This window comes from Streptomyces changchenzhani (genome assembly GCF_039766235.1).
GTDB lineage: Bacteria > Actinomycetota > Actinomycetes > Streptomycetales > Streptomycetaceae > Streptomyces.
Map to the genome: position 1 here is coordinate 520,314 of NZ_JBDHNH010000005.1, position 23,552 is coordinate 543,865.

Genomic DNA, 23,552 nt, shown 5'->3' on the forward strand with positions numbered 1-23,552 from the left:
CCCGCGACCACGGAGCGACCGCGTGCGCAGCACATCGACGAACACATCGGCCATCACATCGGCCACCACATCGACGAACACATCGACGAACGCATCGAACCGTGGGTGGATCTTCAGCAGGGTCCTTCCGGTGGGCCTCCCGCTCGCCCTCACCTCGACGCTGCTCCTCGGCTCTCCCGCCACGGCTGCGGCCACCGCCCCCGCCACGGTCCGGGACCCGGTCACCACCCCCGCCGCCACCGAGCTCTACATCCCGGCGGCCAATCCCGCGGCGTACCGCCAGGCTCTGGCACTGGTCCGCGCCGAGCAGCTGCGCGAAGCCGCCGGCATCCTGACCATGGTCCGCACCCCGCAGGCGGTCTGGCTGCCCGGCGGCGACCCCGCGTCGGCCGAGCGCGAGACGCGCCGGGTCGTCCGGGACGCCGTTCGGCGCCGCGCGCTGCCCACCCTGGTGCTCTACAACGTCCCGGGCCGTGACTGCGCCCAGTACTCGGCGGGCGGTGCGCGCGACAGTGCCCGGTACCGGCAGTGGATCGCCGCCGTTGCCCGGGGCATCGGCGGCGCCCCGGCGCTCGTCGTCCTCGAACCCGACGCGCTCGCCCTGCTGCCCGCCGACTGCCCGAAGGCCGTCGCCGCAGCCAGGACCACCGCGCGGTACGCCGACCTCGGCCACGCCGTCACCGCTCTCGGGCGCCTGGCGCACACCAAGGTCTACCTCGATGCGGGTCACCCAGCCTGGCACGCGGTGAGCAGCATCGTGCCCCGGCTGGTCAAGGGCGGCATCAAGGGGGCCACGGGCTTCACCATCAACGTGTCCAACTACAGCACCGACAGCGCCAACTCCTGGTACGGCAGGCTCATCTCGGCCTGCCTCGCCCATGTCGCGCGAGGCGGCGAGGTCACGGCCTGCGCCGAGCAGCGCTGGCCGCGCGCCCGCGCTCGGACCTGGCTCGACAAGCAACCGCGCACCGCCCCCGGCCGTATGAAGCACTTCGTCACCGACAGCAGCCGCAACGGGCGCGGCCCGTGGACCCCGCCGGCGGGCAAGTACCGCGACGCGCAGGACTGGTGCAACCCGCCGGGGCGTGGCCTCGGCGCCCGCCCCACCACGGTGACCAAGGACCCGCTGAACGACGCCAGGTTGTGGATCAAAACACCGGGGGAGTCGGACGGCCTGTGCCTGCGCGGTACGAGCGGCCCCAAGGACCCCGAGCGCCGCACGGTCGACCCCAGGGCGGGCGACTGGTTTACCCAGCAGGCCATCGAACTGGTGAGGCTCGCCCGCCCGTCGATCCTGCCGCCCGACGTGACGGCCTCGCCGGAATAACCGGTTGCCGAGGCATCGGCGCACCCGCTTTCATTGAGTTGTCCTGACCGGAAGAAAACAGCCTGACCGGAAGAAGACAGGTGGTGTTGTATGACACGGGCCCCGCGGAACCGTTCTCGCGATCGAGGAAGGTCATCCGCACCGGCGATGCCCTGACGGCTTTGCCGAACCGGTACGAACTCCCTTGGTGCGAGACGGCGTTCAGCTACGGCCACGTTCCTCCGCGCATCACTTCAGGAGTCGTTCTCACGATGTCCCGCAACACCGCCGCTCGTAATGCCGCCACCCGCGACACCGCTACCCGTAACCCGGCCACCCGCGACACCTCCGCCCGCAATACCTCCAGGAGGGCGCGCAGCGAGGCGCGCGCAGAGTCCTTCCGCTGTCTCAACTGCGGTCTCGACGTATCGATGGCCGCCGCAGGCACCACCCACCGCAATCACTGCCCGAACTGCCTGTGGAGCCGTCACCTCGACGACACCCCGGGCGACCGGGCGGCCGACTGCGGGGCCAGGATGGAGCCCCTCGCCATCTCCGTGCGCGGTGACGGCGAATGGATACTCGTCCACCGCTGCGCCGGCTGCGGCGTGCTCCATGCCAACCGCACGGCGGGCGATGACAACGTCCTGCCGCTGACCAGGCTCGCGGTCGGTCCGCTGGCCCGCCCGCCGTTCCCGCTGGAGCGGCTCGGCCTCATTTAGCGGGTGTTCGGCCGATCAGTCGACTGCCGCCCCGCATCCCGTCGTTGAACGGATGCGGGGGGCAGGCCACCGCTTACGCCGTCGACTGCCACCGACCCCTATCGCCATTGACCCGCGTGCTCCACCGGCAGCCCCGCCTTGAGCGGTTGCCCGCCCCGGCCCGCCGCCGCCTCGGCCGCGGCCCGCAGCGAGTGCAGTGCCAGGAGCAGTACGCCGATGTCGTCCAGGAGGATGGGATCGGGCAGCAGGTCGACCGGGCTGATCGTGTAGAGCAGCGCACCCCAGAAGGCGAGCTTGTTCCCCACCGGCACGCCCGCCTGCCGCAAGTGCCGCTTCGCCCGGACCAGCCGGACCAGCAGCACCGCGGTGAACACCAGCGTCGCGACCACCACTACGGTCACGGCAGCCAGAATCAGTTTGGCCTCGGTACTCATCGTCGCCTCCCCTGGGACGGCGGTCCCGTCCCAGGACGTCTACCCCGCTGCGGCGCGGCGACGCGGAGTGTGACCCGGTCGGCCCAGCGCGACACGCGTCCGTACGCCGCACGGGTCTCCCGAGGCGCCCTCGCCTCAGGGTTCCCGGGACACGTCCTCGGCGACGGCGTCCCAGATGTGGTCGGGAGGCGGGACGAGCGGCAACGAAGGGGACGCGGCGCGCGCGGCGTCCACGACCCGCCGCAGTGCGTCGAGTTCTCCCCGGCAGTGCGCGCACCTCAGCAGGTGCGCGGTCTCGGCGCACGACTCCTCGGGGTCGTTGCGGGCCAGTGCCAGCTCGGCCAGTTGGGTGTGATCAAGGTGAACTTCCACCGCCGTCCGCCTTGGATCTCGGCCGGGCCATCAGGTCGTCCTGCGACTACCACTTCCGTTCGGGGGCCCCTGCTGGATGCGGTCCGGGGCGGCTGTCACCGGTGTGTCGGACCCCGGGTGCAGGGCGGGTGCGCCAGCAGGCCGGGCGCGGCGCGCGGAATCCTCGCGCGCGGCCCGGTCGGGGTGGCGACGACGCCAGTACGGGTTGTCGTGGGGGAGGCCGCCGGTGACCCGGCCGTACATGCCGAACGTCATGATCAACAGGCCCATGACGAAGCTGAAGACGACGTTGGACATGCTGAAGTCGAGGATGTTCGCCGGTCGGTCGAGGATGAAGAGGTGGACGAATCCACTCAGCACGAACAACGCGCCCACCGCCATGTTCACGGTCGACGCGGTATTGCCGCCGACGACGGCGCCGCCGATGAGTACGAGACCTACAACGATCGAGATCAGGCTCAGCAGGCCGTTGGTGGACAGGCCTGCGACCTGGGAGCCGGTGGTGTCGAAGAAGCTGAGCCGGTCGGCGAAACCCAGGCTCCCGAAGACGATCAGGATGGCCCCGCACAGCGCGGCGCCCGCCCGGTAGACCGTAGCCAGCCGATGGTCGACCGGCAGTTCGTCCTTGAGCCGCATGACTGCCTCCTCGGTGGTGCCCGTGGGTGCCATGTGGTGCCTGGTGGTGCCTGGTGGTGCCCGGTGGGCGTGTGGGCGATACACCGCACCTTCCACAGTCGACCCGCAGTCCCATTTTCGCAGATTGCGCCGATTGCGCATCGTTCGGCTCTCGGCCCGCCCGTCGGCACTCGCGGCGGCGGCCAGGGGCGCGACCCTCCCGGTCGGGCCCGGCCGAGGCGGCTATGCCGGTACGTCGGCCTGCCCGTCGGCCCGTATGTCCGCCTGTACGTCGGCCTGCCCGTCGAGGCAGCGCCGCAGCCGGTGCAGACCTCGTCTCACATGGCTCTTGACCGTGCCCAGCGGGACACCGGTCCGCTCGGCGATCTGGGCGTGCGTGAGATCGGCGTAGAACGCGAGGCACAGCATGTGCCGCTGGATATCGGGCAGTTCCCGCATCGCCTGGGTCACAAGCACCCGGTCCAGGGCGGCCTCCGGGCCGGGACCGCGGAACGCCGGTGCGCTGTGCCCAGCGGCCGACGCCGCGGCGGTGAGTTCGCCGCGCCGGGTGCGGGCCGAGAGGGCGTCGGCCGTCTTGCGCCGGGTGATGCCCACCAGCCAGCCGACGAGCGGCCCCCGCTCGGGCCGGTAGCCGAGACGCCCGCGCCAGGCGGCGAGGAAGACCTGCTGGGTCACGTCCTCGGCCTCGCGCGGGTCCCGTAGGGCGCGCAGAGCCAGCGTGTGGACCAGCGGGCTCCACAGGCGGTAGGCGGCGGCGAAGCTGCGCTCGTCCCCGCGCACCAGGCCCGCGGCCAACTCCTCGGCCCCCAGGGTCTCTTCGGACGGCGCTCGCTCGGGGACGCGGGAAGCGGCCGGGCTTTGTGCGGTGGTTGACACCATGAGCGTCGCTCCTCCTGCCGGCCGGGGCGCGGCCGGTTGCGCTGCGGTTGGCTCAGCGTTTCCGAACCGCCACAACCGGGGCAACATGCATCGGTTGTGCGTCGTATGGTGAAGAAGTGAGTGACTCGCGGGGCCCCTCGGCCGTATCCCCACCGGTCGTCCTCGCCACGGGCCTGAGCACCGGTGCCGTGGCCAGGGGACTGGGCATCTCGCCCATGACCCTGCGCTCCTGGGACCGGCGGTACGGGATCGGACCCGCCGCCCGCGAAGGCGGCAGGCACCGGCGCTGGACGCCCCAGAACATCGCCGTCCTGGAGCGGATGTGCAGGCTCACCAGCTCCGGAGTGCCCCCTGCCGAGGCGGCCCGCGCGGCTCTCGCGGGCGCCGATGCCGCGGAGCCCGTCCGGGCCGCGGAGCGGGAGGCCACGCAGCCACGTACGGATCAGCCGCTCGGTACGGATCAGCCGCCACGTACGGATCAGCCGCCGGGTGGGGACACGCCGCCGAGTGAGGATCGGCCGCCGAGGCGCGGCCCCGGCTCACGCACCGGACTGCCGCTGGGCAACGTCCGGCAGGAGTGCCGGGGCCTGGCCCGCGCGGCCGTCCGGCTCGACGCGGACTCGATCGACGAGCTGCTGGCCGCCGCGATCGCGGAGCACGGCCTCGTCACCGCCTGGGACTCCGTCATCATGCCCGCGCTGCGGGCGGTGGGACGTAAGTGGGAGACCTCGGGCGAGCGGTACATCGAGGTCGAGCACCTGATGTCCTGGCACATCTCGACCGCACTGCGCAGGCTGGCCGCCTCGCCCGCCGGGCGCCCCGCCCGTGTCGCGCCCGCGCTCCTGGCCTGCGTACCGGGGGAGATGCATACCCTGCCGCTCGAAGCGCTCGCCGCGGGTCTGGGCGAACGCGGCGTCCTGGTGCGGATGTTCGGGGCGGCGGTGCCGGCCGAGGCGCTGGAGGAAGCGGTACGCCGTACCGGACCCGCGGCCGTGGTGCTGTGGGCCCAGTCCCGCGCAACGGCCAGCCGCCCGCTCGCCCAGCAGATCGGCTCCATCGGCTGGGGCGTACGCGGCGCACGCACGCGTCCGGCGATGATCGTCGCGGGACCGGGCTGGTCGGGCCTGCACCTCCCCGGCACGGTCCGGCCCCGCGGCCTCGAAGAGGCCATCAACACGGTGGCGGACCTCTGCGTACCGTGATGGACCGCCGCGCCCCCGGCAGCCGACGCCCCGCGCCGAAGTAGCCTGCATGGGCCCGCGCCGAAATGGCCCACGCGGGCCCGAGGCGAAGCAGTCCGCGAGGACCCGAGCAGGGCCGCACGTTCGCCCGGTCGGCGGCACCTCCTGGGACATCCGCGTGAGATCGGGCAAACGCTGGTGCATCCGTAAATGCGTTCCGGGGGGAATCAAGGGCGACCCGACGACCGTAGAGACGCGAGAAGAGGACAAGCGATGCCCCCCACCAGGGCGATGCGGCCCTTCCCCGCCGGCCACCGCACGGGGCACGGCGAACCGGGCACGGGCGGCCGTGAGCAGGCGTCCGAGCACGAAGCGCAGCGGGGTCACGCGTGCGGGGCCGCGGACCGCCAGGGCCGTGCACCGCTCTCCCGGGCGGACGCGGACATCGCCGGAGCCGTCGAGGAGGTACTCGGCGCGTACCTGGACACCCGGCTCGCGGAGGCCACCGAGGTCGACGCCGTCTTCGCGGACGATGTCGCCGAACGGGTGAAACACTTCGCCCTGCGCGGCGGCAAGCGCTGGCGGGCCGCCTTCGCCTGGTGGGGCTGGCGGGCGGGCGGCGGCGCCGACGGCGGCCCGCAGGCCGCGGCGGCCCTCAATGTGGCCGCCGCTCTCGAACTCATCCAGACCTGCGCGCTGATCCACGACGACGTCATGGACGGTTCGGCGCTGCGCCGCGGCGCCCCCGCCGTGCACATCGACTTCGCGCGGCAGCACGGGCGCCGCTCGATGCGCGGCTCCGGCGGCTCGTTCGGCCGGTCCGCCGCGATCCTCGCCGGGGACCTCGCGCTGGCCTGGGCCGACGACCTGGTGGCCGATTCGGAGCTCGACACCGACGCCCGCAGGCGCGTGCGCCACCACTGGCAGGCCATGCGTACCGAGATGGTCGCGGGCCAGTACCTCGATCTGCACGCCCAGGCCACCGGGTCGGCGTCGCTGAGCCGGGCCGTGCGCATCGCCTGCCTCAAGAGCGCGCTGTACACGGTGGAACGCCCGCTGGCCCTCGGCGCGGCGCTGGCGGGAGCCGACGACCGGACGACCGCAGCCCTGTGCTCCGCCGGGCGCTGTGCGGGCATCGCCTTCCAGCTGCGCGATGACCTGATGGGCGTGTTCGGTGACCCGGCGCTGACCGGGAAGCCGGCGGGCGACGACATCCGCGAGGGCAAGCTGACATACCTGGTGGCGGTGGCCCGCTCCAGGGCCGACGCCTCGGGGGACACGGCGGCGCTCGACGTGCTGGCCGCGGGTCTCGGCGCGGTGGACCTGACCGACGTACAACTGGGCCGTGTGCGCGCGGTGTTGGAGGAGACCGGGGCGCGAGCCGTCGTCGAGTCGAAGATCGAACGGCTGGTGCTGCACAGCCGACGCCATCTCAGGAGCGCTCCCATGGATCCGCGTGCCCACAGTCGACTGTCCGAACTCCTTGCGGTGGCCGCGGGCGTGGACGGTATCGCCGTCCCGATCTCTCCGAACTCCCTGGTGTCTGCGACGCCTTCGGACTCCCCGCTCACGGCGAACTCCCCGGAGCCGGGGAATAGGCTGATCGCGCTCGGGGCCGCCCCCGTCGCCCCCGCAGCCCGCCGCGTCGGCGCCGAGAACATGGGGCGTGGCCGATGAGGACCGTCCCCGGCCCCACGGGCCATGTCGTCGTCGTCGGCGCGGGCCTGTCGGGGCTCGCCGCCACCCTGCATCTGCTCGGCGCCGGGCGGCGGGTGACCGTCGTCGAGCGCGCGGACCTGCCCGGCGGCCGGGCGGGCCGCCTCGACCTCGGCGGGTTCACGGCGGACACCGGACCCACCGTCCTGACCATGCCGCACCTGGTCGACGAGGCATTGGCTGCAGTCGGGGACTCGCTGGCCGACCGGCTGGACCTCATCGAGCTGCACCCCGCCTACCGCGCCAGGTTCGCCGACGGCTCCGGCCTCGACGTGCACACCGGCGCCGAGGCGATGGAGGAGGAGATCCGCCGGTTCGCCGGAGCGCGCGAGGCCGCGGGCTACCGCAGGCTGCGCCGCTGGCTGCAGGACCTGTACGCCGCCCAGATGCGCCGCTTCATCGACACCAACTTCGACTCACCCCTCCAGCTCCTGCACCCCGACCTGGCCCGTCTCGCGGCGCTGCGTGGATTCAGCACCCTCGACGCCCAGATCGGCCGCTTCCTGTCCGACGAACGGCTGCGCCGCGTCTTCTCCTTCCAGGCCCTGTACGCCGGAGTGCCGCCCGCCCGCGCCCTCGCCGCGTACGCGGTGATCGCGTACATGGACACCGTGGCCGGCGTCTACTTCCCGCGCGGCGGGATGCACGCCCTGCCCCGCGCGCTGGCCGACTCCGCGCGGGACGCGGGCGCCGAGTTCCACTGGAGCAGCGAAGTCACCCGCCTTGAGCGGTCCGCGGGGCGGGTCATCGCCGTACACACCTCCACCGGCGAGCGGATCCCCTGCGACGCGGTCGTCCTCACCCCGGACCTGCCGGTCGCCCACCGGCTGCTCGGACGCGCCCCGCGCCGCCCGATCGCCCTGCGGCACTCGCCGTCCGCCGTCATCCTGCACGCCGGAACCAACCGCACCTGGGACGACCTGGCGCACCACACCATCTCCTTCGGCGGTGCCTGGAAGCAGACCTTCGACGAGATCACCCGTACCGGCCGCCTCATGAGCGACCCCTCGCTGCTCATCACCCGGCCCACGACGCACGACCCCTCGCTCGCCCCCGACGGCAAGCATCTGCACTACGTCCTCGCGCCCTGCCCCAACACCGACACCGGACCCGACGTCCGCGCCTGGCACGACCTCGCCCCGCGCTATCGCGACAGCCTGGTGGCCGAGCTGGAGCGGCGCGGCCTTGACGGGTTCGGCGACTCCATCGAGCAGGAGCACGTGGTGACCCCGGTGCACTGGACGGCCGAAGGACACGCCGCGGGTACGCCGTTCTCGGTGGCCCACACCTTCGCGCAGACCGGCCCGTTCCGGCCGCGCAACCTCGTACGGGGTGTCGACAACGTGGTGCTGGCCGGCTGCGGCACCACCCCCGGAGTCGGCGTGCCGACCGTCCTGATCTCCGGGAAGCTCGCCGCGGCCCGCATCACAGGACCCCGCACCCGCCCCCGCTCCGCCGTCTCCCGGCTGCGGTCGGCCGCGCCGCCGCCGCCCCGTCCCGCCCCCGCGAAAGGCACCCCGCGATGACCCGACGTGAACTCGACGCCGCGCGGATCACCGACCCGGCGCTGCGCGCGGCCTACACGCACTGCCGGCTGCTCAACGCGCGGCACGGCAAGACGTACTTCCTGGCCACCCGCCTGCTGCCGCCGGACCGGCGCCCCGCCGTGCACGCCCTGTACGGCTTCGCCCGCTGGGCCGACGACATCGTCGACGACCTGGACGGGGAGGTCGGCAAGGCGGAGCGTGACACCGCGCTACGGGTGCTCCAGGAGGACCTCGACGCGGCGCTGCGGGGCGGTGCGACCCACGAGCCCGTCGTCATGGCGGTCGCCGACACCGCCACGCGTTACGGCATCGATCCACGGCACTTCGGCGACTTCATGTGGTCGATGCGCAGCGATCTGGACGTCACCGACTATCCGACGTACGACGACCTCGCCCGCTACATGCACGGCTCGGCAGCGGTGATCGGCCTCCAGATGCTGCCCGTCCTGGGCACGGTGGTCCCGACCGGGGAAGCGGCCCCGCACGCCGCCGCGCTCGGTGTCGCCTTCCAGCTCACCAACTTCCTGCGCGACGTGGGGGAGGACCTCGACCGCGGCCGGATCTATCTGCCCACGGACCTGCTCGCCGCGCACGGCGTCGACCGGCAGCTGCTGCGCTGGAGCCGCGACACGGGCTGCACCGACCCGCGCATCCGGGCCGCCCTGACCGACGCGGCCGAGCTGGCCCGGGGTGTGTACCGCGAGGCCGCGCCCGGCCTGGACATGCTCGACCCGGTGGTACGGCCCTGCATCCGGACGGCGTACACGCTCTACGGCGGCATCCTGGACGCCGTCGCCGACGACGGCTACGCCTCGTTGCACCGGCGCTCGGTGGTGCCCCGCAGACGGCGGGCGGCGGTGGCGCTCGGCGGCGTGGGACAGATCGCGGCGGCCCGGCTGTGGGACGCGTGCGTACGGCGCCCGCGTCGCCCGGTGGCCGACACCCCGGCCGTGCGGCAGCCCGGGGCGGCGCGGCAACGGGCGGACACCGGACAGCCTTTGCGCTCCGCGCAGCCTGTGCAGCCGCTTCACCCGCTTCACCCGCTCCAGCCGCTCGGCGAAGGAGACCCGGCATGACCCCCGGCATGACCCCCGGTACGCCCTCCGGACCGGGCCGGCGCGGGGCCCGCTTCCCGCTGCGGCTGCGACGGCCCGTGCCCTGGACGAGCCAGCGGCCCACCTGGCGGGACGCGAAGCCCGCGCTGATCTCGGACGCGCTCAAGCGGGCCTGCGCCCGTCCGTCGGGCAACTGGTACGTGCTCGGCGCGAGCCGCGACATCGGCCGGGGCGAACAGCCGTTCGGCCGTAACGTCGGCGGAACCGAGGTCATCGCGTGGCGGGACGCGTCCGGTCGCCTCACGGCGGGCTCCGGCATCTGCCCCCACCTGGGCGCCCCTCTGCGGGAGAGCCGGGTGCACTGCGGCACCGTCGTCTGCCACTGGCACGGACTCGCCCTGAACGGTGCGCCGTTCGCCGGCTGGGAGCCCTATCCCGCCCACGACGACGGGGTGCTGGCCTGGGTCAGACTGGACGCGCTCGGTGGCGAGGAACCGACCCCGAAGCCCATCGTCCCCGAGCGGCCGGCCGCCGGCGCGGTGGACGCGGTGTACTCCGCGGTGGGCATCTGCGAGCCCGAGGACATCGTGGCGAACCGGCTTGATCCGTGGCACGGCTCCTGGTTCCACCCGTACTCCTTCGTGGATCTGACGGTGGTCAGCACACCCGCGGACGGGGACCCCGACCAGGACGACGGCTTCGCCGTGGACGTCTCCTTCAAGCTGGCGGGCCGGGTCGTCGTGCCGGTGCGCGCGGTGTTCAGCGCGCCGGAGCCGCGCACCGTCGTCATGCACATCACCGAGGGCGAGGGCCGTACCTCGGTCGTCGAGACGCACGCCACGCCGCTCGCCCCGGACCCGCAGGGCCGCCCGCGCACCGCGGTGGTCGAAGCCGTCATCGCCATGTCGGGGCGCCCCGGATTCGCCGCGGCCCGCGCGGCGGCGCCCGCCCTGCGCCCGCTGATGCGGCTCGCGGCGGGCCGATTGTGGCGGGACGACCTCGCCTACGCGCAACGCCGCTGGCAGTTGCGCACCACAGGCCGCTTCCCCGGCTGATACCCGGCGGAATCGAAGGAGGAGCGGGGTCGGGGGCCCGGGAGTTCAGGGCCCGGGCCCCAGGGGGCTCGTACGGGAGGGGACGGTACGTACGCCGTCTCCGGTACGAGGCCCGTGCCCCGCTCCCGCAGTCGGTCAGCCCCGCCCCCGCATCACACCTCAGCCCCGCCCGCCCCCCACTCCCGCGATCGCCCGCAGCAGTCCCGAGCGCCCCTTGCGGGGTACAGTCCACAGCGTCTGGCCGCGCACGCCCCAGCGCTCCAGCAGGGCGTTGGACGCGAGGAATCCGCTGGTCGCCGCGCGCTCCATGAGCGCCACCGGGAGGCCGGTCCGCACCAGGTCCCCGGCCACCGTCACGGCCGGGTCCGGGGTGCGGACCGTGGGCCGGTCCTGGTAGCCGCCCACCGGGAACAGCGGGCAGTCCGCGCGCCACTCGTGCCGCGCGTCCACGATCTTCGCGTCCCGCGTCTCCGGATACACCCGGTACAACTCGGCCAGCAGCCGCCCCTGTTCGGCGTCACGGTCGGCCGCCGGGTCCACGGCGTAGGCGTGCAGTTCGAGCACGGAGCCACCGGTGCGCGCCGCCCACCTGGCGGCCTCGCCCTCCCAGCGCTCCAGCACGCTGACGTTGTCCAGCGGCCCGTAGCCGCTGGTCCCCAGGAACCCGGCGCGCTCCGCCCGCACGGGGCGGTCCAGCCACAGCCGTGAGACGAGGAAGGGCGGCGCGTTCCGCAGCCCGCCGATCCGGGCGCGCCACGACGCGTCGCACAACCGGGGCGACCGCTCGACGACGCCGCGCAGCCCGCCGGTGTCCAGGGCCAGGACCACCGCGTCGTAGCGCTCGGGCGGCGCCCCGTCCGTCCTCACCTCCAGGTCACCGCCGGGCAGCGGCTCGACCCGGCCGACGGGCGTACCGGTCAGCAACCGGGCGCCGTGGCCGGTCAGATAGCGCCCCAGCGGTTCCCACAGGGCCTGCGGGAACGGCTCGTCGGGGACATCGAAGAGCAGCCCCTCCGACGACCCCAGGAAGTAGATGTGGAACATCAGCGCCAGCTCCGCCGCGGACAGCTCACGCGGATCGGCGAAGAAGCTCCGGGAGAACACCTCGAACGCCAGGTGGTGGGCCGCCTCCGGGAAGCGGATGGCGGCCAGGAAGTCCCAGGCGCTGGTCGAGTCGAGCCGCTCGTACACCTCGGGCACCCGCACATCGAGCAGCGGCAGCGCGGCGACGGGGTCCATCCGGGCCAGGTCCCGCCACCCGAAGGTGGGACTGAGCGCGACAAATCCCAGCGCGCTCCACGGCGGTGTGCGCGGCACCCTGGCAAAGCTGTCGCTCAGCCCGCTGCTGTGCCGAAGCGGGTAGTCGGGCAGGCCGGTGAGCGAGGTCAGGCCGCTGTCGGCCCGGCGCAACAGGCCGCGCAGGTTGTAGTACTGGCGGAAGAAGGCGTGGAAGCCGCGGCTCATGGTGGCGGTCGAGCCGTCGGCCAGCTCCACGGGCCAGCCCGCCAGTCGGCCGCCGAGTGCGGACTCCTTCTCGTACAGGGTGATGTGTACGCCGCGTTCGGCGAGCCCCGTGGCCGCGGCGAGCCCGGCGATGCCGCCGCCGACCACCGCGACGCGCGGCGCCGTGCTCGGGTCGGTGAACCGGTCCCGGCCTGGCGTGGGCAGCAGGACCTGCGCCCGGCGGTCCCGGCCCCGGCGCGCGGCCCCTGCGGGGGCACGGCCCGTGCTCATGCCCCACCCCGTCCGGAGGTGGCGGTGTCGTCCGCGACACCGACGAAGGTGTGCACAATCCCGGTCTGCCAGCCGGGCATCGGTGCGTACCTGACATGCCGGAAACCGGCCCCGGCCATCCGCTGCCGGAACGCGGGCGCCCGGTCGAAGGCCAGGACGCTGCGCCACAGGTGGTGGTAGAGCGCCCGGTCGCCGGTCAGGGTGCCCGCAGGCAACACCACTCCCCGGCACACCGCCGTCCACAGGGCCCGCGACACCCACGCGTTGCTCAGCGTGTACTCGTGCACGGCCAGCCGCCCGTCGGGCACCAGCAGATCGCGCACGGAGGCCAGGACCGAGTCGGGGTCGGAGACATTGCGGAACAGGTAGGCGGCGAACGCCGCGTCGTAGGGGCCGCCGGCGTCGATGTCGGACAGCCCCTCCACCGGGGCGTGCACAAAACGCACCTGGGACGGCCACGACTTGGCCGTCGCCCGCTCCAGCATGCCCGCGGACGCGTCGACCGCCGTGATCTGTGCGTACGGCGCCGCCTTGAGCAGCGCCCTGGTGGACGCGCCCGTGCCGCAGCCCAGGTCAAGGAGACGCATGCCCGCGCCGCCGAAGGGCAGCGCGAGCCGGCGGGCGGAGCGCCGCAGGTGGGAGTGGTAGCCGGGGTTCGCCGCGACCAGCCGGTCGTAGGTGTGCGCGGCGTGATCGAAGGCGGTGGCGAGGTCTTCGTCGCGCAGGAGACTCATGAATATGTTCCTCGGGGTGTCGGGTCCGTGGTGGGCGAGGGGGCGGGGCAGGACAGCTGTGGGGTCAGGGGCGTTGCTCCCGGCGGGGGAGCAGCGGAAGCTCGGCGACGGTGCGCAGCATGGGGCCGACGGGGGTCCGCAGCCCGATCGCGATGTCCTCCCACACCCGGGTGCGGCCGTCGAGGAAGCGCAGCATCCGTTCCATTGGCGTCCGGCCGAAGAGCCCGGTGAAGAAGTCGGCGCCGTCGACCCTCCCGGTGTCCAGGGCGCGCAGCATGACCGCGTCCATGGCGCGTGCGCGGGCCGGATGCGCGGGCGGCGGCACCGGCACCCGGCCGCGCCGGTGGGCGGCGGCGATCGCCCTGCTCTGCCGCTGCACCGCCGCGAAGGTGTACCCGGTCGCCGGGCGGGTGGCGCCGCCCGCCGTACCGATACGGAACACGGAAGCGCCGACGCGCCGGGGGAAGACCGCGTCGGTCATCGGGATCGCCCCCTGCTCGGTGGAGACGATCCGCAACGCGCCGAGCCCCAGGACGTCGCGGGTGTAGTGCCGCAGCGCCTGTTCGTACATCGGTCCGGTCAGCGGGGCGGCGGAGAACTCGGTGTACTCCACGAGCGCATCCTGTGGGCCGAGCGGCAGTACGTACCCGAACGACAGGCCGTGGGCGGGCTGTTCGGTACGAAAGTCCATCAGGTCGGCGACACTCGGGGTGAATTCGGGCCGCTCCGTGTGGACGAACCACCCCCGGAAGTGCTGCACCAGAGTGCTCCGCGCGGGCGGCAGCCGGCGCAGCGGACGCGAGTCGAAGACCCAGCGGCCGCGCAGGGTGAGCCGCTCGCCGCCCGCCGTGGTGCACAGCACTTCGGCGCCCGCCGCCACATCGCGCACCACATCGACGGTGGCCCGCACGCGGCGCACCTCGGGACAGGCCGCCAGCCGCTTGTCGACCAGCCGCTCGAAGCCGCCGGAGCGGATCATCTTGTACCGCAGCGGGCCCGCTTCGCCCTCCACCGCCCGCCCGTCGGCCGCCCGCACGCGCAGCCTGCTCCAGGAGGCGACGACGGCCTCCTTGTAGGCGCCGTCCCCCTCCTCCCAGAAGCACCAGGTGCGTTCGGGTGGCCGCAGCGGCCCGTCCGGGGCCTCCACGACGACCATGGTGGGTGTGGTCCCGCCCCGGCCGCCCGCCGCGGCGAGGTGATGGGCGAGGGACAGACCGGCGGCCCCCGCGCCGACGATGATGACGTCCGCGCCGCTCGCGCCGCTCGCACTGGTCACGAAAAGCTCCTTCACATCCAGTCATACGGCCCCCGGCCGGTCGGCGGATGCACACGGCCGGGGCGAGTCCGGGCCGATACCGCCAACCGACTGTGCCGCGCCGGTTGGCGGACCAGAATGTGCGGGGAACAACCCTCGCGGGGGGAACGACCAGATGAGCAATGAGCTACGGGAAGCGGCCCGGCGGCTGCACGAACGGATGCTTTCGGCGCCGCCACCCCGGTCGGCCGATGGCCACGTCGGCCGGTGGTCGGATCAGTCGGTGGCCAGGTCAGCCGGTGGCCTCGTCAGCCGGTGGCCACCGGCTCCTGGGTGCGGGCGAGTTCGCGTCGTACCCGCATGAAGGGACGTGGGCGGTTCACGGCGAGTACGCCGGTGACCGCGCCTTCGCGCTCGTAGAGGGTGAGGAAACTGTGCTCCGCCACGGACCCCTCGGTGATCCGCGTGGTGGCGCCGGGCAGCGACCGGCCGGCGAACTGGATGCGTACGCCGTACTGGTCGGACCAGAAGTACGGCAGCGGGCGCGCGCGGTGCACGGTGTGCCCGGCGAGCAGATTCCGCACGGCGACGGCGGGTTGCAGGGTGGCGCTGGTCCAGTGCTCGTCGCGGACGCCGCCCACCCGCGCCACATCGCCCACCGCCACCACCCGGGGCAGCGCGGTGACGCAGCCGTCGTCGCACAGCACCCCGTCGCGCACGGCCAGCGAAGACCCGTGGAGCCACCGCGTGTTGGGCGCGGCGCCGATGCCGACGACAACCACATCGGCGGGCAGCAGCCGTCCGTCGGTGAGGCCCACGCCGCTCACCGCGTCGGCGCCGTGCAGGGCCGCGACTCCCGTGCCGGTGATGAGCTCCACCCCGCTCCCGGCGTGCAGAGCGGCGCAGATCCCTGCCATGGCATCGCCGAGCTGGGGTAGGAGCGGCAGTGGCGCGGCCTCCACCACCGTGACGTGATGGCCCAGCGAGACACAGGATGAGGCGACTTCCGAGCCGATGAACCCCGCGCCGACGACCACGACCCGCACCTGGCGCCCGGCCCGCCCGGTCAGTTCGGCGCGCAGGTCACGCGCGTCGTCGAGGGTGCGCAGGGTGTGTACGCCGCGCAGTGCGGCGGCGCCCGGCAGTTGTCGCGGGGTCGCGCCGGTGGCGATGACGACGCCGTCGGCCCGGACCGTACGGCCGTTGTCCAGCTGGATCGTGCGGGTGGCCGGGTCGAGTCCGTCGGCGCGGACGCCGAGCAGCCACTCGGCCCCGAGTCCGGTCTCCTCCTCGGCGTCGCAGAGGGCCAGCTGGTCCTCTGCCATGGCTCCGGTGAGAAAGTCCTTGGACAGCGGCGGGCGGTCGTACGGGCGGTGGGCCTCATCCCCGATGATCACCAGCCTGCCGTCGAATCCCTGGTCGCGCAGCGCCCTCGCGGCGTACAGCCCGGCGAGCGAGGCACCCACGACCGCGATGGTGCCCATGGGGTCCGTGAGTGGCAGGGTGCTCATGCGGCGGTACCTTCCTCGGCGTGCCCTTCCCCGGTGGCGAGCTGGACGTGCACGCCGCCGGAGGCGTCGACCGTCACCCGGTGGGTTCGCACCGGACGGCGTGCGGGCAGACAGCTGGGCTGCCCGGTGCGCAGGTCGAACAGGGCGGCGTGCAGCGGGCATTCGACGAAGCAGCCCTCCAGCCAGCCCTCGGAGAGGGAGGCATCCTGGTGGGAGCAGGTGTCGTCGATCGCGTAGAGCGTGCCCTCGGTGTGGAAGACGGCGATCGGCGGCTCTGTGGGCAGCCGCAGGGATTCGCCTTCGGGCAGATCGTCGAGGTGGAAGACGGGATTCACCAGAGCCCCCAGGTTTCACTCTTCGGTAACATGGCGTTCCATATGGCGCATCGAAGCGCGTGATGCGCAACAGAATCCGGATCGGGAGCCGCTGCGTCAAGGGCCCCCCTGAATGTCGGCCGGGAATCGGCCGCCGGGCGGTGAGAGCGGACACATGGCGAGCAAGAGCAATGCGGAGGGGTCCGACGAGGTGAGGCGGTCCAAGGGGGCCGCGAGTGCGGTGCAGTCGGTGGACCGTGCGGTGAGTGTGCTGGAAATACTCGCCAGGCTCGGCGAGGCCGGGGTGACGGAGATCGCCGACGAGCTGGACGTACACAAGTCGACCGCGTTCCGGCTGCTCGGAGTGCTGGAGAACCGCGGTCTCGTCGGGCAGGCGAAGGACCGCGGCAAGTACTACCTGGGGGCCGGAGTGCTGCGGCTGGCCGGAGCGGCGGCGGGACGGCTGGATATCTCCCAGGAGAGCGCGCCCGTCGTCCGTGAGCTGGCCGACGACGCGGGCGAGACGGTCAATATCGCCGTCCTCGACGACGACGGCGCGGTCAATGTGATGCAGGCGCGCGGCGCGGCGTCCGTCACCGCGCAGAACTGGCTGGGCCGGCGCACGCCGCTGCACGCCACCTCCAGCGGAAAGGTGCTGCTCGCGGGGCTGTCGACCCCGATGCAGGAGATCGTCCTGGCCCGCAGACTGCCGAGATTCACCGAACGCACCGTGACGTCCGCCGCCGAGCTGCGGGCCCAGCTGGCGGACATCGCCGCCCAGGGCTACGCCGTCGTGGCCGAGGAGATGGAGGTCGGGCTGAGCGCGGTCGCGGCGCCGGTGCGGGCGCACGACGGCCAGGTCATCGGCGCGGTCAGCATCTCGGGGCCGGTGTACCGGATGGACGAGGAGCGGCTGCGCGAGCTGGCCAAGTCGGCCGTCGATGCGGCGGGTGAACTCTCGTACCGCATGGGCTACCGCACCTGACGGAGAGTCGCCGGAGCGCGGGACCGGATGGTATACGGTCCCGCGCTCCGGTGTGCCCGGGGCGTCCTGGGCGCGCCCGGACTTTTGTGAATCCATGTCTCAGCCCTCTTGACGAGTCCCTGATGGCGTTCTCAAGATGTCTCTCATAGCGCAATGGTTCTTGCACTGCGCAACAGGAGAGGGGCTCGGTCGTGCCACACGAGGTCCGTGCGGTTGTTGCCGCGAAGAGGGGTGCACCCGTCCAGGTGCAGACGATCATCGTCCCCGACCCGGGCCCGGGAGAGGTCCTGGTGGCCGTGCAGGCGTGCGGGGTCTGCCACACCGACCTGCACTACCGGGAGGGCGCGATCAACGACGACTTCCCGTTCCTGCTCGGGCACGAGGCCGCCGGAATCGTCGAGGCCGTCGGGGAGGGCGTCGCCGACCTCACCCCCGGCGACTATGTCGTCCTCGCCTGGCGTGCCCCGTGCGGCGACTGCCGGTCCTGCCGCCGGGGCCGCCCCTGGTACTGCTTCGACAGCCGCAACGCCGCCCAGTCGATGACGCTGCTCGACGGCACCGCGCTCAGCCCCGCCCTGGGCATCGGCGCCTTCGCCGAGAAGACGCTGGTCGCCGCAGGCCAGGCGGTGAAGGTCAGCCCCGCCGCCCGGCCCGAAGCGGCCGGCCTCATCGGCTGCGGCGTGATGGCCGGCTACGGAGCTGCCGTCAACACCGGCAACGTGGGCCGCGGCGACACCGTCGCCGTCATCGGCTGCGGGGGCGTCGGCAACGCCGCCATCGCCGGAGCCGCGCTGGCCGGAGCCCGCCGCGTCATCGCCGTCGACATCGACGACGCCAAGCTCGACGGCGCCACCCGCTTCGGCGCCACCCACACCGTCAACTCCCGCGGCACCGACGCGATCGAGGCCGTACGCGAACTCACCGGCGGGTTCGGGGTCGATGTGGCCATCGACGCGGTGGGCCGCCCCGAGACGTACCGCCAGGCCTTCTACATGCGGGACCACGCCGGCATCCTCGTCCAGGTCGGCGTACCGGAACCCGACATGATGCTCGACATCCCGCTGATCGACCTGTTCTCGCGCGGCGGCGCCCTCAAGTCCTCCTGGTACGGCGACTGCCTGCCCAGCAGGGACTTCCCGATCCTGATCGACCAGTACCTCAGCCGCAAGCTCGACCTGGGAGCCTTCGTCAGCGAGACGATCGCCCTGGACGACGTCGAGGAGGCCTTCGCCAAGATGCGGCGCGGCGAGGTGCTCCGCTCAGTGGTGGTGCTCTGACGCCTCGCGGCGTCGGCGGCCCGTCCAACACCGTTTCCCCGTAAGCCACTTCACCGCAAGGAGGGGCATGTCCAGCACGCCCGCAACCAGCCCCCGCGTGGTCGTCATCGGCGCCGGCATCGTCGGCTGCTCCCTGGCCGACGAGCTCACCGCCCGCGGCTGGAGTGACATCACCGTCCTCGAACAGGGCCCGCTCCCCGCCCCCGGCGGCTCCACCTCGCACGCCCCCGGCCTGGTCTACCGGACCTCCCCGTCCAAGACCCTGTCGGCCTTCGCCCAGTACACCGTGGAGAAGTTCAGCGCGCTCCGGGTCGACGGGCAGTCCTGCTTCAACGCCGTCGGCGGCCTGGAACTCGCCACCACCCCCGAGCGCTGGGCCGACCTCCACCGCAAGGCCGGACTCGCCGCGTCGTGGGGCATCGAGGGCGAGATCATCGGACCCGACGAGTGCCTCAAGCTCTGGCCGCTCCTCGACCGCGAGCGGATCCTCGGCGGATTCCACACCCCGGGCGACGGCCTGGCACGCTCACTGCCCGCCTGCCAAGCGCAGATTGAGCGGGCGGGCGCCCGCGGCGCGCGCTTCCTCGACCGGACCACCGTCACCGGCATCGAGCAGCGCGGCGGCCGCGTCACCGGTGTCACCACCGACCGCGGGTCCTTCGCGGCCGACCTGGTCGTGTCGGCGGCGGGCTTCTGGGGCCCGGTGATCGGCCGGATGGCGGGCGTCGACATCCCGCTGCTGCCCCTCGCCCACCAGTACGCGAAGACCACGCCGCTCGCCGAACTCGCGGGCGTCAACAACCCCCGCACGGAGGCCAGTAGGCCGATCCTGCGCCACCAGGACCGCGACCTGTACTTCCGGGAACACACCGACCGCATCGGCATCGGCTCGTACGCCCACCGCCCGCTGCCCGTCGACGCGTTCACCGTGCCGCGCTACGACGAAGCCCCCGTGATGCCGTCCTCGTACCCCTTCACCGAAGAGGACTTCGCCCCCAGCTGGGAGGACTGCAAGACCCTGCTGCCCGCCCTCGCCCACACCCGCGTCGACGAGGGTTTCAACGGCGTCTTCTCCTTCACCCCCGACGGCATGCCCGTCCTCGGCGAGAGCAGCGCGCTGCGCGGCTTCTGGCTCGCCGAAGCCGTCTGGGTCACCCACTCCGCCGGTGTCGCCAAGGCCGTCGCCGAGTGGATGACCGAGGGCCGCGCATCCCTTGACCTGCACGAATGCGAGGTGTCCCGGTTCGAGAGCGCGCAGAGCTCACCCGCGTACGTCGAGGAGCGGGCCGCACGGCAGTTCATCGAGGTGTACGACGTCATCCACCCCCTCCAGAGCATGGAGCAGCCCCGCCCCTTGCGCGTCAGCCCCTTCTACGCCCGCCAACTCCAGCTCGGCGCACACTTCCTGGAGGGCGGCGGCTGGGAACGCCCGCACTGGTACGAAGCCAACGCCGAACTCGCCACAGCCGAGCAACTCCCCACCCGTGAACCCTGGTCGGCCCGCCACTGGTCACCGATCGCCGCCGCCGAGTCGAGGGCGACCCGCGAGCAGGTCGCGATGTACGACATGACGCCGCTGCGACGGCTGGAGGTCACCGGAACCGGCGCCCTCGACTTCCTCCAGCACATGACCACCAACAACCTTGCCAAGAAGCCCGGTTCGGTCACCTACACGCTCCTCCTCGACGAGACGGGCGGTGTCCTGTCCGACCTCACTGTCGCCCGGCTCGCCGAGCAGCACTTCCAGCTCGGCGCCAACACCCCCGCCGACCTCGACCGGTTGCTGCGCCACGCCCCCGACGACGTACACATCAGGGACATCACCGCGGGCACCTGCTGCATCGGCGTCTGGGGCCCACTGGCCCGCGACCTCGTCCAGCCGCTCACCCGCGACGACCTCTCCCACCAGGGCCTCGGCTACTTCAAAGCCATCCAAACCCACATCGGCCACGTCCCCGTCACCGCCATGCGGCTGAGCTACGTCGGCGAGCTCGGCTGGGAGCTCTACACCACCGCCGACCTGGGACTCCACCTCTGGGACACCCTCTGGGAGGCGGGCCGGCCGCACGGTGTGATCGCCGCCGGGCGCTCCGCCTTCAACAGCCTGCGACTGGAGAAGGGCTACCGCGCCTGGGGCCACGACATGACCGCCGAGCACAACCCGTACGAGGCCGGCCTCGGCTTCGCCGTCCGCATGAACAAGGGCGACTTCATCGGCCGCGACGCCCTCGCGGCCTTCGGTGAACCGGCCCGCAAACTCACCGCGCTCACCCTCGACGACCCGGCGGCCGTCGTCCTCGGCAAGGAACCCGTGTACATCGACCCGGCCGGGCCCGCCGCCGGTTACGTCACCAGCGCCGGATACGGCTACACACTCGGCCGCTGCGTCGCCTACGCCTGGCTCCCGCCGCTGGCGCCGGGCACCCCCGTACACATCGAGTACTTCGGCGAGAAGACCGCCGCCACCGTGGTCGAAGAGCCCCTCTTCGACCCGAAGATGACCCACATCCTGAAGTGAGCGAGGCCCCCGATGCCACCACCCACCCATGACGTGATCGTCGTCGGCCTCGGCGGCATGGGCAGCGCCGCCGCCCACCACCTGGCGGCCCGCGGCGCCCGTGTACTCGGCCTGGAGAAGTTCGGCCCGGTCCACAACAGGGGCTCCAGCCACGGAGGTTCACGCATCACCCGGCAGTCCTACTTCGAGGACCCGGCGTACGTACCGCTGCTGCTGCGCAGTTACGAGCTGTACGAACGCCTCGGCCGCGACACCGGCCGCGAGGTCGCCACCCTGTGCGGCGGCGTCATGATCGGCCGCCCCGACTCCCGTACCGTCTCCGGCTCGCTGCTCTCCGCCCGGCAGTGGGACCTGCCGCACGAGATGCTCGACGCCCCCGAGATCAGGCGCCGCTTCCCCACCCTCACCCCCGGCGACGACGAGGTCGCGCTCTACGAGGCCAGGGCCGGCCTGGTCAGGCCCGAGCACACCGTCGCCGCCCACCTCCAACTCGCCACCGGGCACGGCGCCGACCTGTACTTCAACGAGCCCATGACCCGCTGGGAGGCGCTCGGCGGCGGCCGCGGTGTGCGGGTGCACACCGCGGAGAACACGTACACGGCAGGCCATCTGGTCATCTGCCCCGGCGCCTGGGCGCCGCAGCTGCTCACCGACATCGGCGTGCCCTTCACCATCGAACGCCAGGTCATGTACTGGTTCGAGCCCACCGGCGGTACCCGGCCCTTCCTCCCCGCGCAGCACCCCATCTACATCTGGGAGGATGCGGCGGGAGTGCAGGTCTACGGCTTCCCGGCGATCGACGGCCCGGACAAGGGCGCCAAGGTCGCCTTCTTCCGCAGGGGCACCGTCTGCACCCCGGAGACCATCGACCGGACGGTGTACGACGACGAGGTCGCCGCCATGGCCGCCCAGATGGCCCCGCGTATCCCCACCCTCCCAGGCCGCTTCCTCAAGGCCGCGACCTGCATGTACTCCAACACCCCCGACGAGCACTTCGTGATCGCCGGCCATCCGGCGCACCCCGATTCCGTCACTGTCGCCTGCGGTTTCTCCGGGCACGGCTTCAAGTTCGTCCCGGTGGTCGGCGAGATCCTCGCGGACCTGGCCGTCGACGGCGCCACCCGGCACCCCATCGAGCTGTTCGACCCCCGCCGGCTCGCCGCCGCGTCCGCCTGAGAGGCAGCCCCATGACGACGAGCCCTCCCACCGCCGGCAGCCTGATCTCCACGCTCCCCGGCCACTTCTACACCGACCCGGCGATCTTCCGGCAGGAACAGGAGCGGATCTTCGAGGCCCTCTGGTACTGCGCCGTACGCTCCGCCGACCTGGAGCGGCCCGGCGCCTTCCGGACCGTGCAGGTCGGCCGCGAGAACGTACTGGTCACCCGCACCCGCACCGGCGAACTGCGCGCCTTCCTCAACGTGTGCCGCCACCGCGGCGCCCGGCTGTGCACCGAGGAGGCGGGCGAGGTCCGCCGCAACCTCCAGTGCCCGTACCACGCCTGGACGTACGGCCTCGACGGCAAACTGGTCGCCGCACCCAACCTGGTGAAGATGCCGGACGTCGACCGCGACCAGTACGGCCTGGTGAAGGTGGCGGTCCGCGAGTGGCTCGGCTACGCCTGGGTCTGCCTGGCCGACGAGCCGCCGTCCTTCGACGAGACGGTGATCGGCGAGGTCGTGGAGCGGCTGGGCGACACAGAGTCCATCGAGGCGTACGAGACCGAGGGCCTGGCCCTCGGCAGGCGCATCCGCTACGACGTACGGGCCAACTGGAAGCTGATCGTCGAGAACTTCATGGAGTGCTACCACTGCGCCACGATTCACCCCGAACTCACCGATGTACTACCGGAGTTCGCGGACGGTCTGGCCGCGCAGTACTACGTGGGACACGGCGCCGAGTTCAGCGCGGACGCCCATGGCTTCACCGTCGACGGCAGCGCCGGGTTCGAGCGGCTGGCCGGGATCGCGGACGAGCAGGACCGCCGCTACTACGCGATCACCGTCAAGCCGCAGGTGTTCGTCAATCTGGTCCCCGACCACGTGATCTTCCACCGGATGTTCCCGCTGGCCGAGGACCGCACGATCGTCGAGTGCGACTGGCTGTACGCCCCGGGGGTCGTCGCGTCGGGCGCGGACCTCGACAAGTCCGTCGAGCTGTTCCACCGTGTGAACGCCCAGGACTTCGACGCCTGCGAGCGCACCCAGCCCGCGATGGCCTCCCGGGCGTACCGCGACGGCGGTGTCCTCGTCCCGGCCGAGCACCACATCGGGGCGTTCCACACCTGGGTCGCCGACCGGCTCGGTGCCACCGGCTGAGCG

The 23,552-nt window shown here is 72.7% G+C and carries 21 protein-coding genes; 12 read left to right on the top strand and 9 right to left on the bottom strand.

The features are described from left to right. Positions 1-22: 22 nt before the first annotated feature. A complete protein-coding gene (locus tag ABCR94_RS19265; protein WP_347120639.1) occupies positions 23-1,327 on the top strand; it encodes a glycoside hydrolase family 6 protein in 1,305 nt (434 codons plus the stop codon). 251 nt (positions 1,328-1,578) lie between these two features. Continuing rightward, on the top strand, positions 1,579-2,028 hold the full coding sequence (locus ABCR94_RS19270) for an RNHCP domain-containing protein (protein ID WP_347120641.1): 450 nt from the start codon (positions 1,579-1,581) through the stop codon (positions 2,026-2,028). 98 nt (positions 2,029-2,126) lie between these two features. Here the strand turns inward: ABCR94_RS19270 and ABCR94_RS19275 are convergent, their stop codons facing one another. From ABCR94_RS19275 to ABCR94_RS19290, 4 genes are all read right to left on the bottom strand, one after another. Next, the gene (locus ABCR94_RS19275) at positions 2,127-2,462 is read right to left on the bottom strand and encodes a YkvA family protein (RefSeq protein WP_347120642.1); all 336 of its coding nucleotides are present in this window, start codon (positions 2,460-2,462) and stop codon (positions 2,127-2,129) included. Between the two features lie 135 nt (positions 2,463-2,597). Then, positions 2,598-2,834 carry a hypothetical protein gene (locus ABCR94_RS19280; RefSeq protein WP_347120643.1) on the bottom strand — a complete coding sequence of 79 codons (237 nt, stop codon included), beginning with the start codon at positions 2,832-2,834 and terminating at the stop codon, positions 2,598-2,600. Positions 2,835-2,864: 30 nt separating this feature from the next. Continuing rightward, positions 2,865-3,470, bottom strand: a complete 606-nt coding sequence (locus ABCR94_RS19285) for a DUF4383 domain-containing protein (protein ID WP_347120757.1) — start codon at positions 3,468-3,470, stop codon at positions 2,865-2,867. Positions 3,471-3,692: 222 nt separating this feature from the next. Next, on the bottom strand, positions 3,693-4,349 hold the full coding sequence (locus tag ABCR94_RS19290) for an RNA polymerase sigma factor (protein ID WP_347120644.1): 657 nt from the start codon (positions 4,347-4,349) through the stop codon (positions 3,693-3,695). 116 nt (positions 4,350-4,465) lie between these two features. Here ABCR94_RS19290 and ABCR94_RS19295 point away from each other — a divergent pair, with 116 nt between their 5' ends. The 5 genes from ABCR94_RS19295 (at position 4,466) to ABCR94_RS19315 (ending at position 10,903) form a co-directional block, all read left to right on the top strand. Continuing rightward, positions 4,466-5,551: a B12-binding domain-containing protein gene (locus ABCR94_RS19295; RefSeq protein ID WP_347120646.1), complete on the top strand. Its 1,086-nt coding sequence runs from the start codon at positions 4,466-4,468 to the stop codon at positions 5,549-5,551. Positions 5,552-5,803: 252 nt separating this feature from the next. Beyond that, positions 5,804-7,207 carry a polyprenyl synthetase family protein gene (locus tag ABCR94_RS19300; RefSeq protein ID WP_347120647.1) on the top strand — a complete coding sequence of 468 codons (1,404 nt, stop codon included), beginning with the start codon at positions 5,804-5,806 and terminating at the stop codon, positions 7,205-7,207. After that, complete coding sequence (locus tag ABCR94_RS19305) at positions 7,204-8,772, top strand: phytoene desaturase (RefSeq protein WP_347120648.1); 1,569 nt, start codon at positions 7,204-7,206, stop codon at positions 8,770-8,772. The genes ABCR94_RS19300 and ABCR94_RS19305 overlap by 4 nt, the downstream gene beginning before the upstream one ends. Then, entirely contained in the window at positions 8,769-9,869 is a 1,101-nt protein-coding gene (locus ABCR94_RS19310; RefSeq protein WP_347120650.1) for a phytoene/squalene synthase family protein, read from the top strand. Before ABCR94_RS19305 ends, ABCR94_RS19310 begins: the two co-directional genes overlap by 4 nt. Positions 9,870-9,877: 8 nt before the next feature. After that, complete coding sequence (locus ABCR94_RS19315; protein ID WP_347120758.1) at positions 9,878-10,903, top strand: Rieske (2Fe-2S) protein; 1,026 nt, start codon at positions 9,878-9,880, stop codon at positions 10,901-10,903. Between the two features lie 159 nt (positions 10,904-11,062). Here ABCR94_RS19315 and ABCR94_RS19320 read toward each other — a convergent pair whose 3' ends face one another. From ABCR94_RS19320 to ABCR94_RS19340, 5 genes are all read right to left on the bottom strand, one after another. Next, a complete protein-coding gene (locus tag ABCR94_RS19320; RefSeq protein WP_347120652.1) occupies positions 11,063-12,637 on the bottom strand; it encodes an FAD-dependent oxidoreductase in 1,575 nt (524 codons plus the stop codon). Beyond that, entirely contained in the window at positions 12,634-13,371 is a 738-nt protein-coding gene (locus ABCR94_RS19325) for a class I SAM-dependent methyltransferase (protein WP_347120653.1), read from the bottom strand. The genes ABCR94_RS19320 and ABCR94_RS19325 overlap by 4 nt, the downstream gene beginning before the upstream one ends. A gap of 64 nt (positions 13,372-13,435) precedes the next feature. Next, positions 13,436-14,647 carry a lycopene cyclase family protein gene (locus ABCR94_RS19330; protein ID WP_347120655.1) on the bottom strand — a complete coding sequence of 404 codons (1,212 nt, stop codon included), beginning with the start codon at positions 14,645-14,647 and terminating at the stop codon, positions 13,436-13,438. A 287-nt stretch (positions 14,648-14,934) separates the two neighbouring features. Next, on the bottom strand, positions 14,935-16,110 hold the full coding sequence (locus ABCR94_RS19335) for an NAD(P)/FAD-dependent oxidoreductase (protein ID WP_347120760.1): 1,176 nt from the start codon (positions 16,108-16,110) through the stop codon (positions 14,935-14,937). Positions 16,111-16,133: 23 nt separating this feature from the next. Then, positions 16,134-16,472, bottom strand: coding sequence for a bifunctional 3-phenylpropionate/cinnamic acid dioxygenase ferredoxin subunit (locus ABCR94_RS19340; protein WP_347120656.1), 339 nt, complete (start codon positions 16,470-16,472; stop codon positions 16,134-16,136). Between the two features lie 154 nt (positions 16,473-16,626). On the opposite strand from ABCR94_RS19340, the gene ABCR94_RS19345 reads away from it, so the two are divergent. From ABCR94_RS19345 to ABCR94_RS19365, 5 genes are all read left to right on the top strand, one after another. Further along, complete coding sequence (locus ABCR94_RS19345) at positions 16,627-17,436, top strand: IclR family transcriptional regulator (protein WP_347120658.1); 810 nt, start codon at positions 16,627-16,629, stop codon at positions 17,434-17,436. A gap of 191 nt (positions 17,437-17,627) precedes the next feature. Continuing rightward, positions 17,628-18,713 carry an S-(hydroxymethyl)mycothiol dehydrogenase gene (locus ABCR94_RS19350; RefSeq protein WP_347120659.1) on the top strand — a complete coding sequence of 362 codons (1,086 nt, stop codon included), beginning with the start codon at positions 17,628-17,630 and terminating at the stop codon, positions 18,711-18,713. A gap of 67 nt (positions 18,714-18,780) precedes the next feature. Next, positions 18,781-21,231: a GcvT family protein gene (locus tag ABCR94_RS19355; RefSeq protein WP_347120660.1), complete on the top strand. Its 2,451-nt coding sequence runs from the start codon at positions 18,781-18,783 to the stop codon at positions 21,229-21,231. Between the two features lie 12 nt (positions 21,232-21,243). Then, complete coding sequence (solA, locus tag ABCR94_RS19360; protein ID WP_347120661.1) at positions 21,244-22,407, top strand: N-methyl-L-tryptophan oxidase; 1,164 nt, start codon at positions 21,244-21,246, stop codon at positions 22,405-22,407. 11 nt (positions 22,408-22,418) lie between these two features. Next, positions 22,419-23,549 (top strand): aromatic ring-hydroxylating oxygenase subunit alpha, encoded by a 1,131-nt coding sequence (locus tag ABCR94_RS19365; protein WP_347120663.1) that lies wholly within the window; start codon positions 22,419-22,421, stop codon positions 23,547-23,549. Positions 23,550-23,552 lie beyond the last annotated feature (3 nt).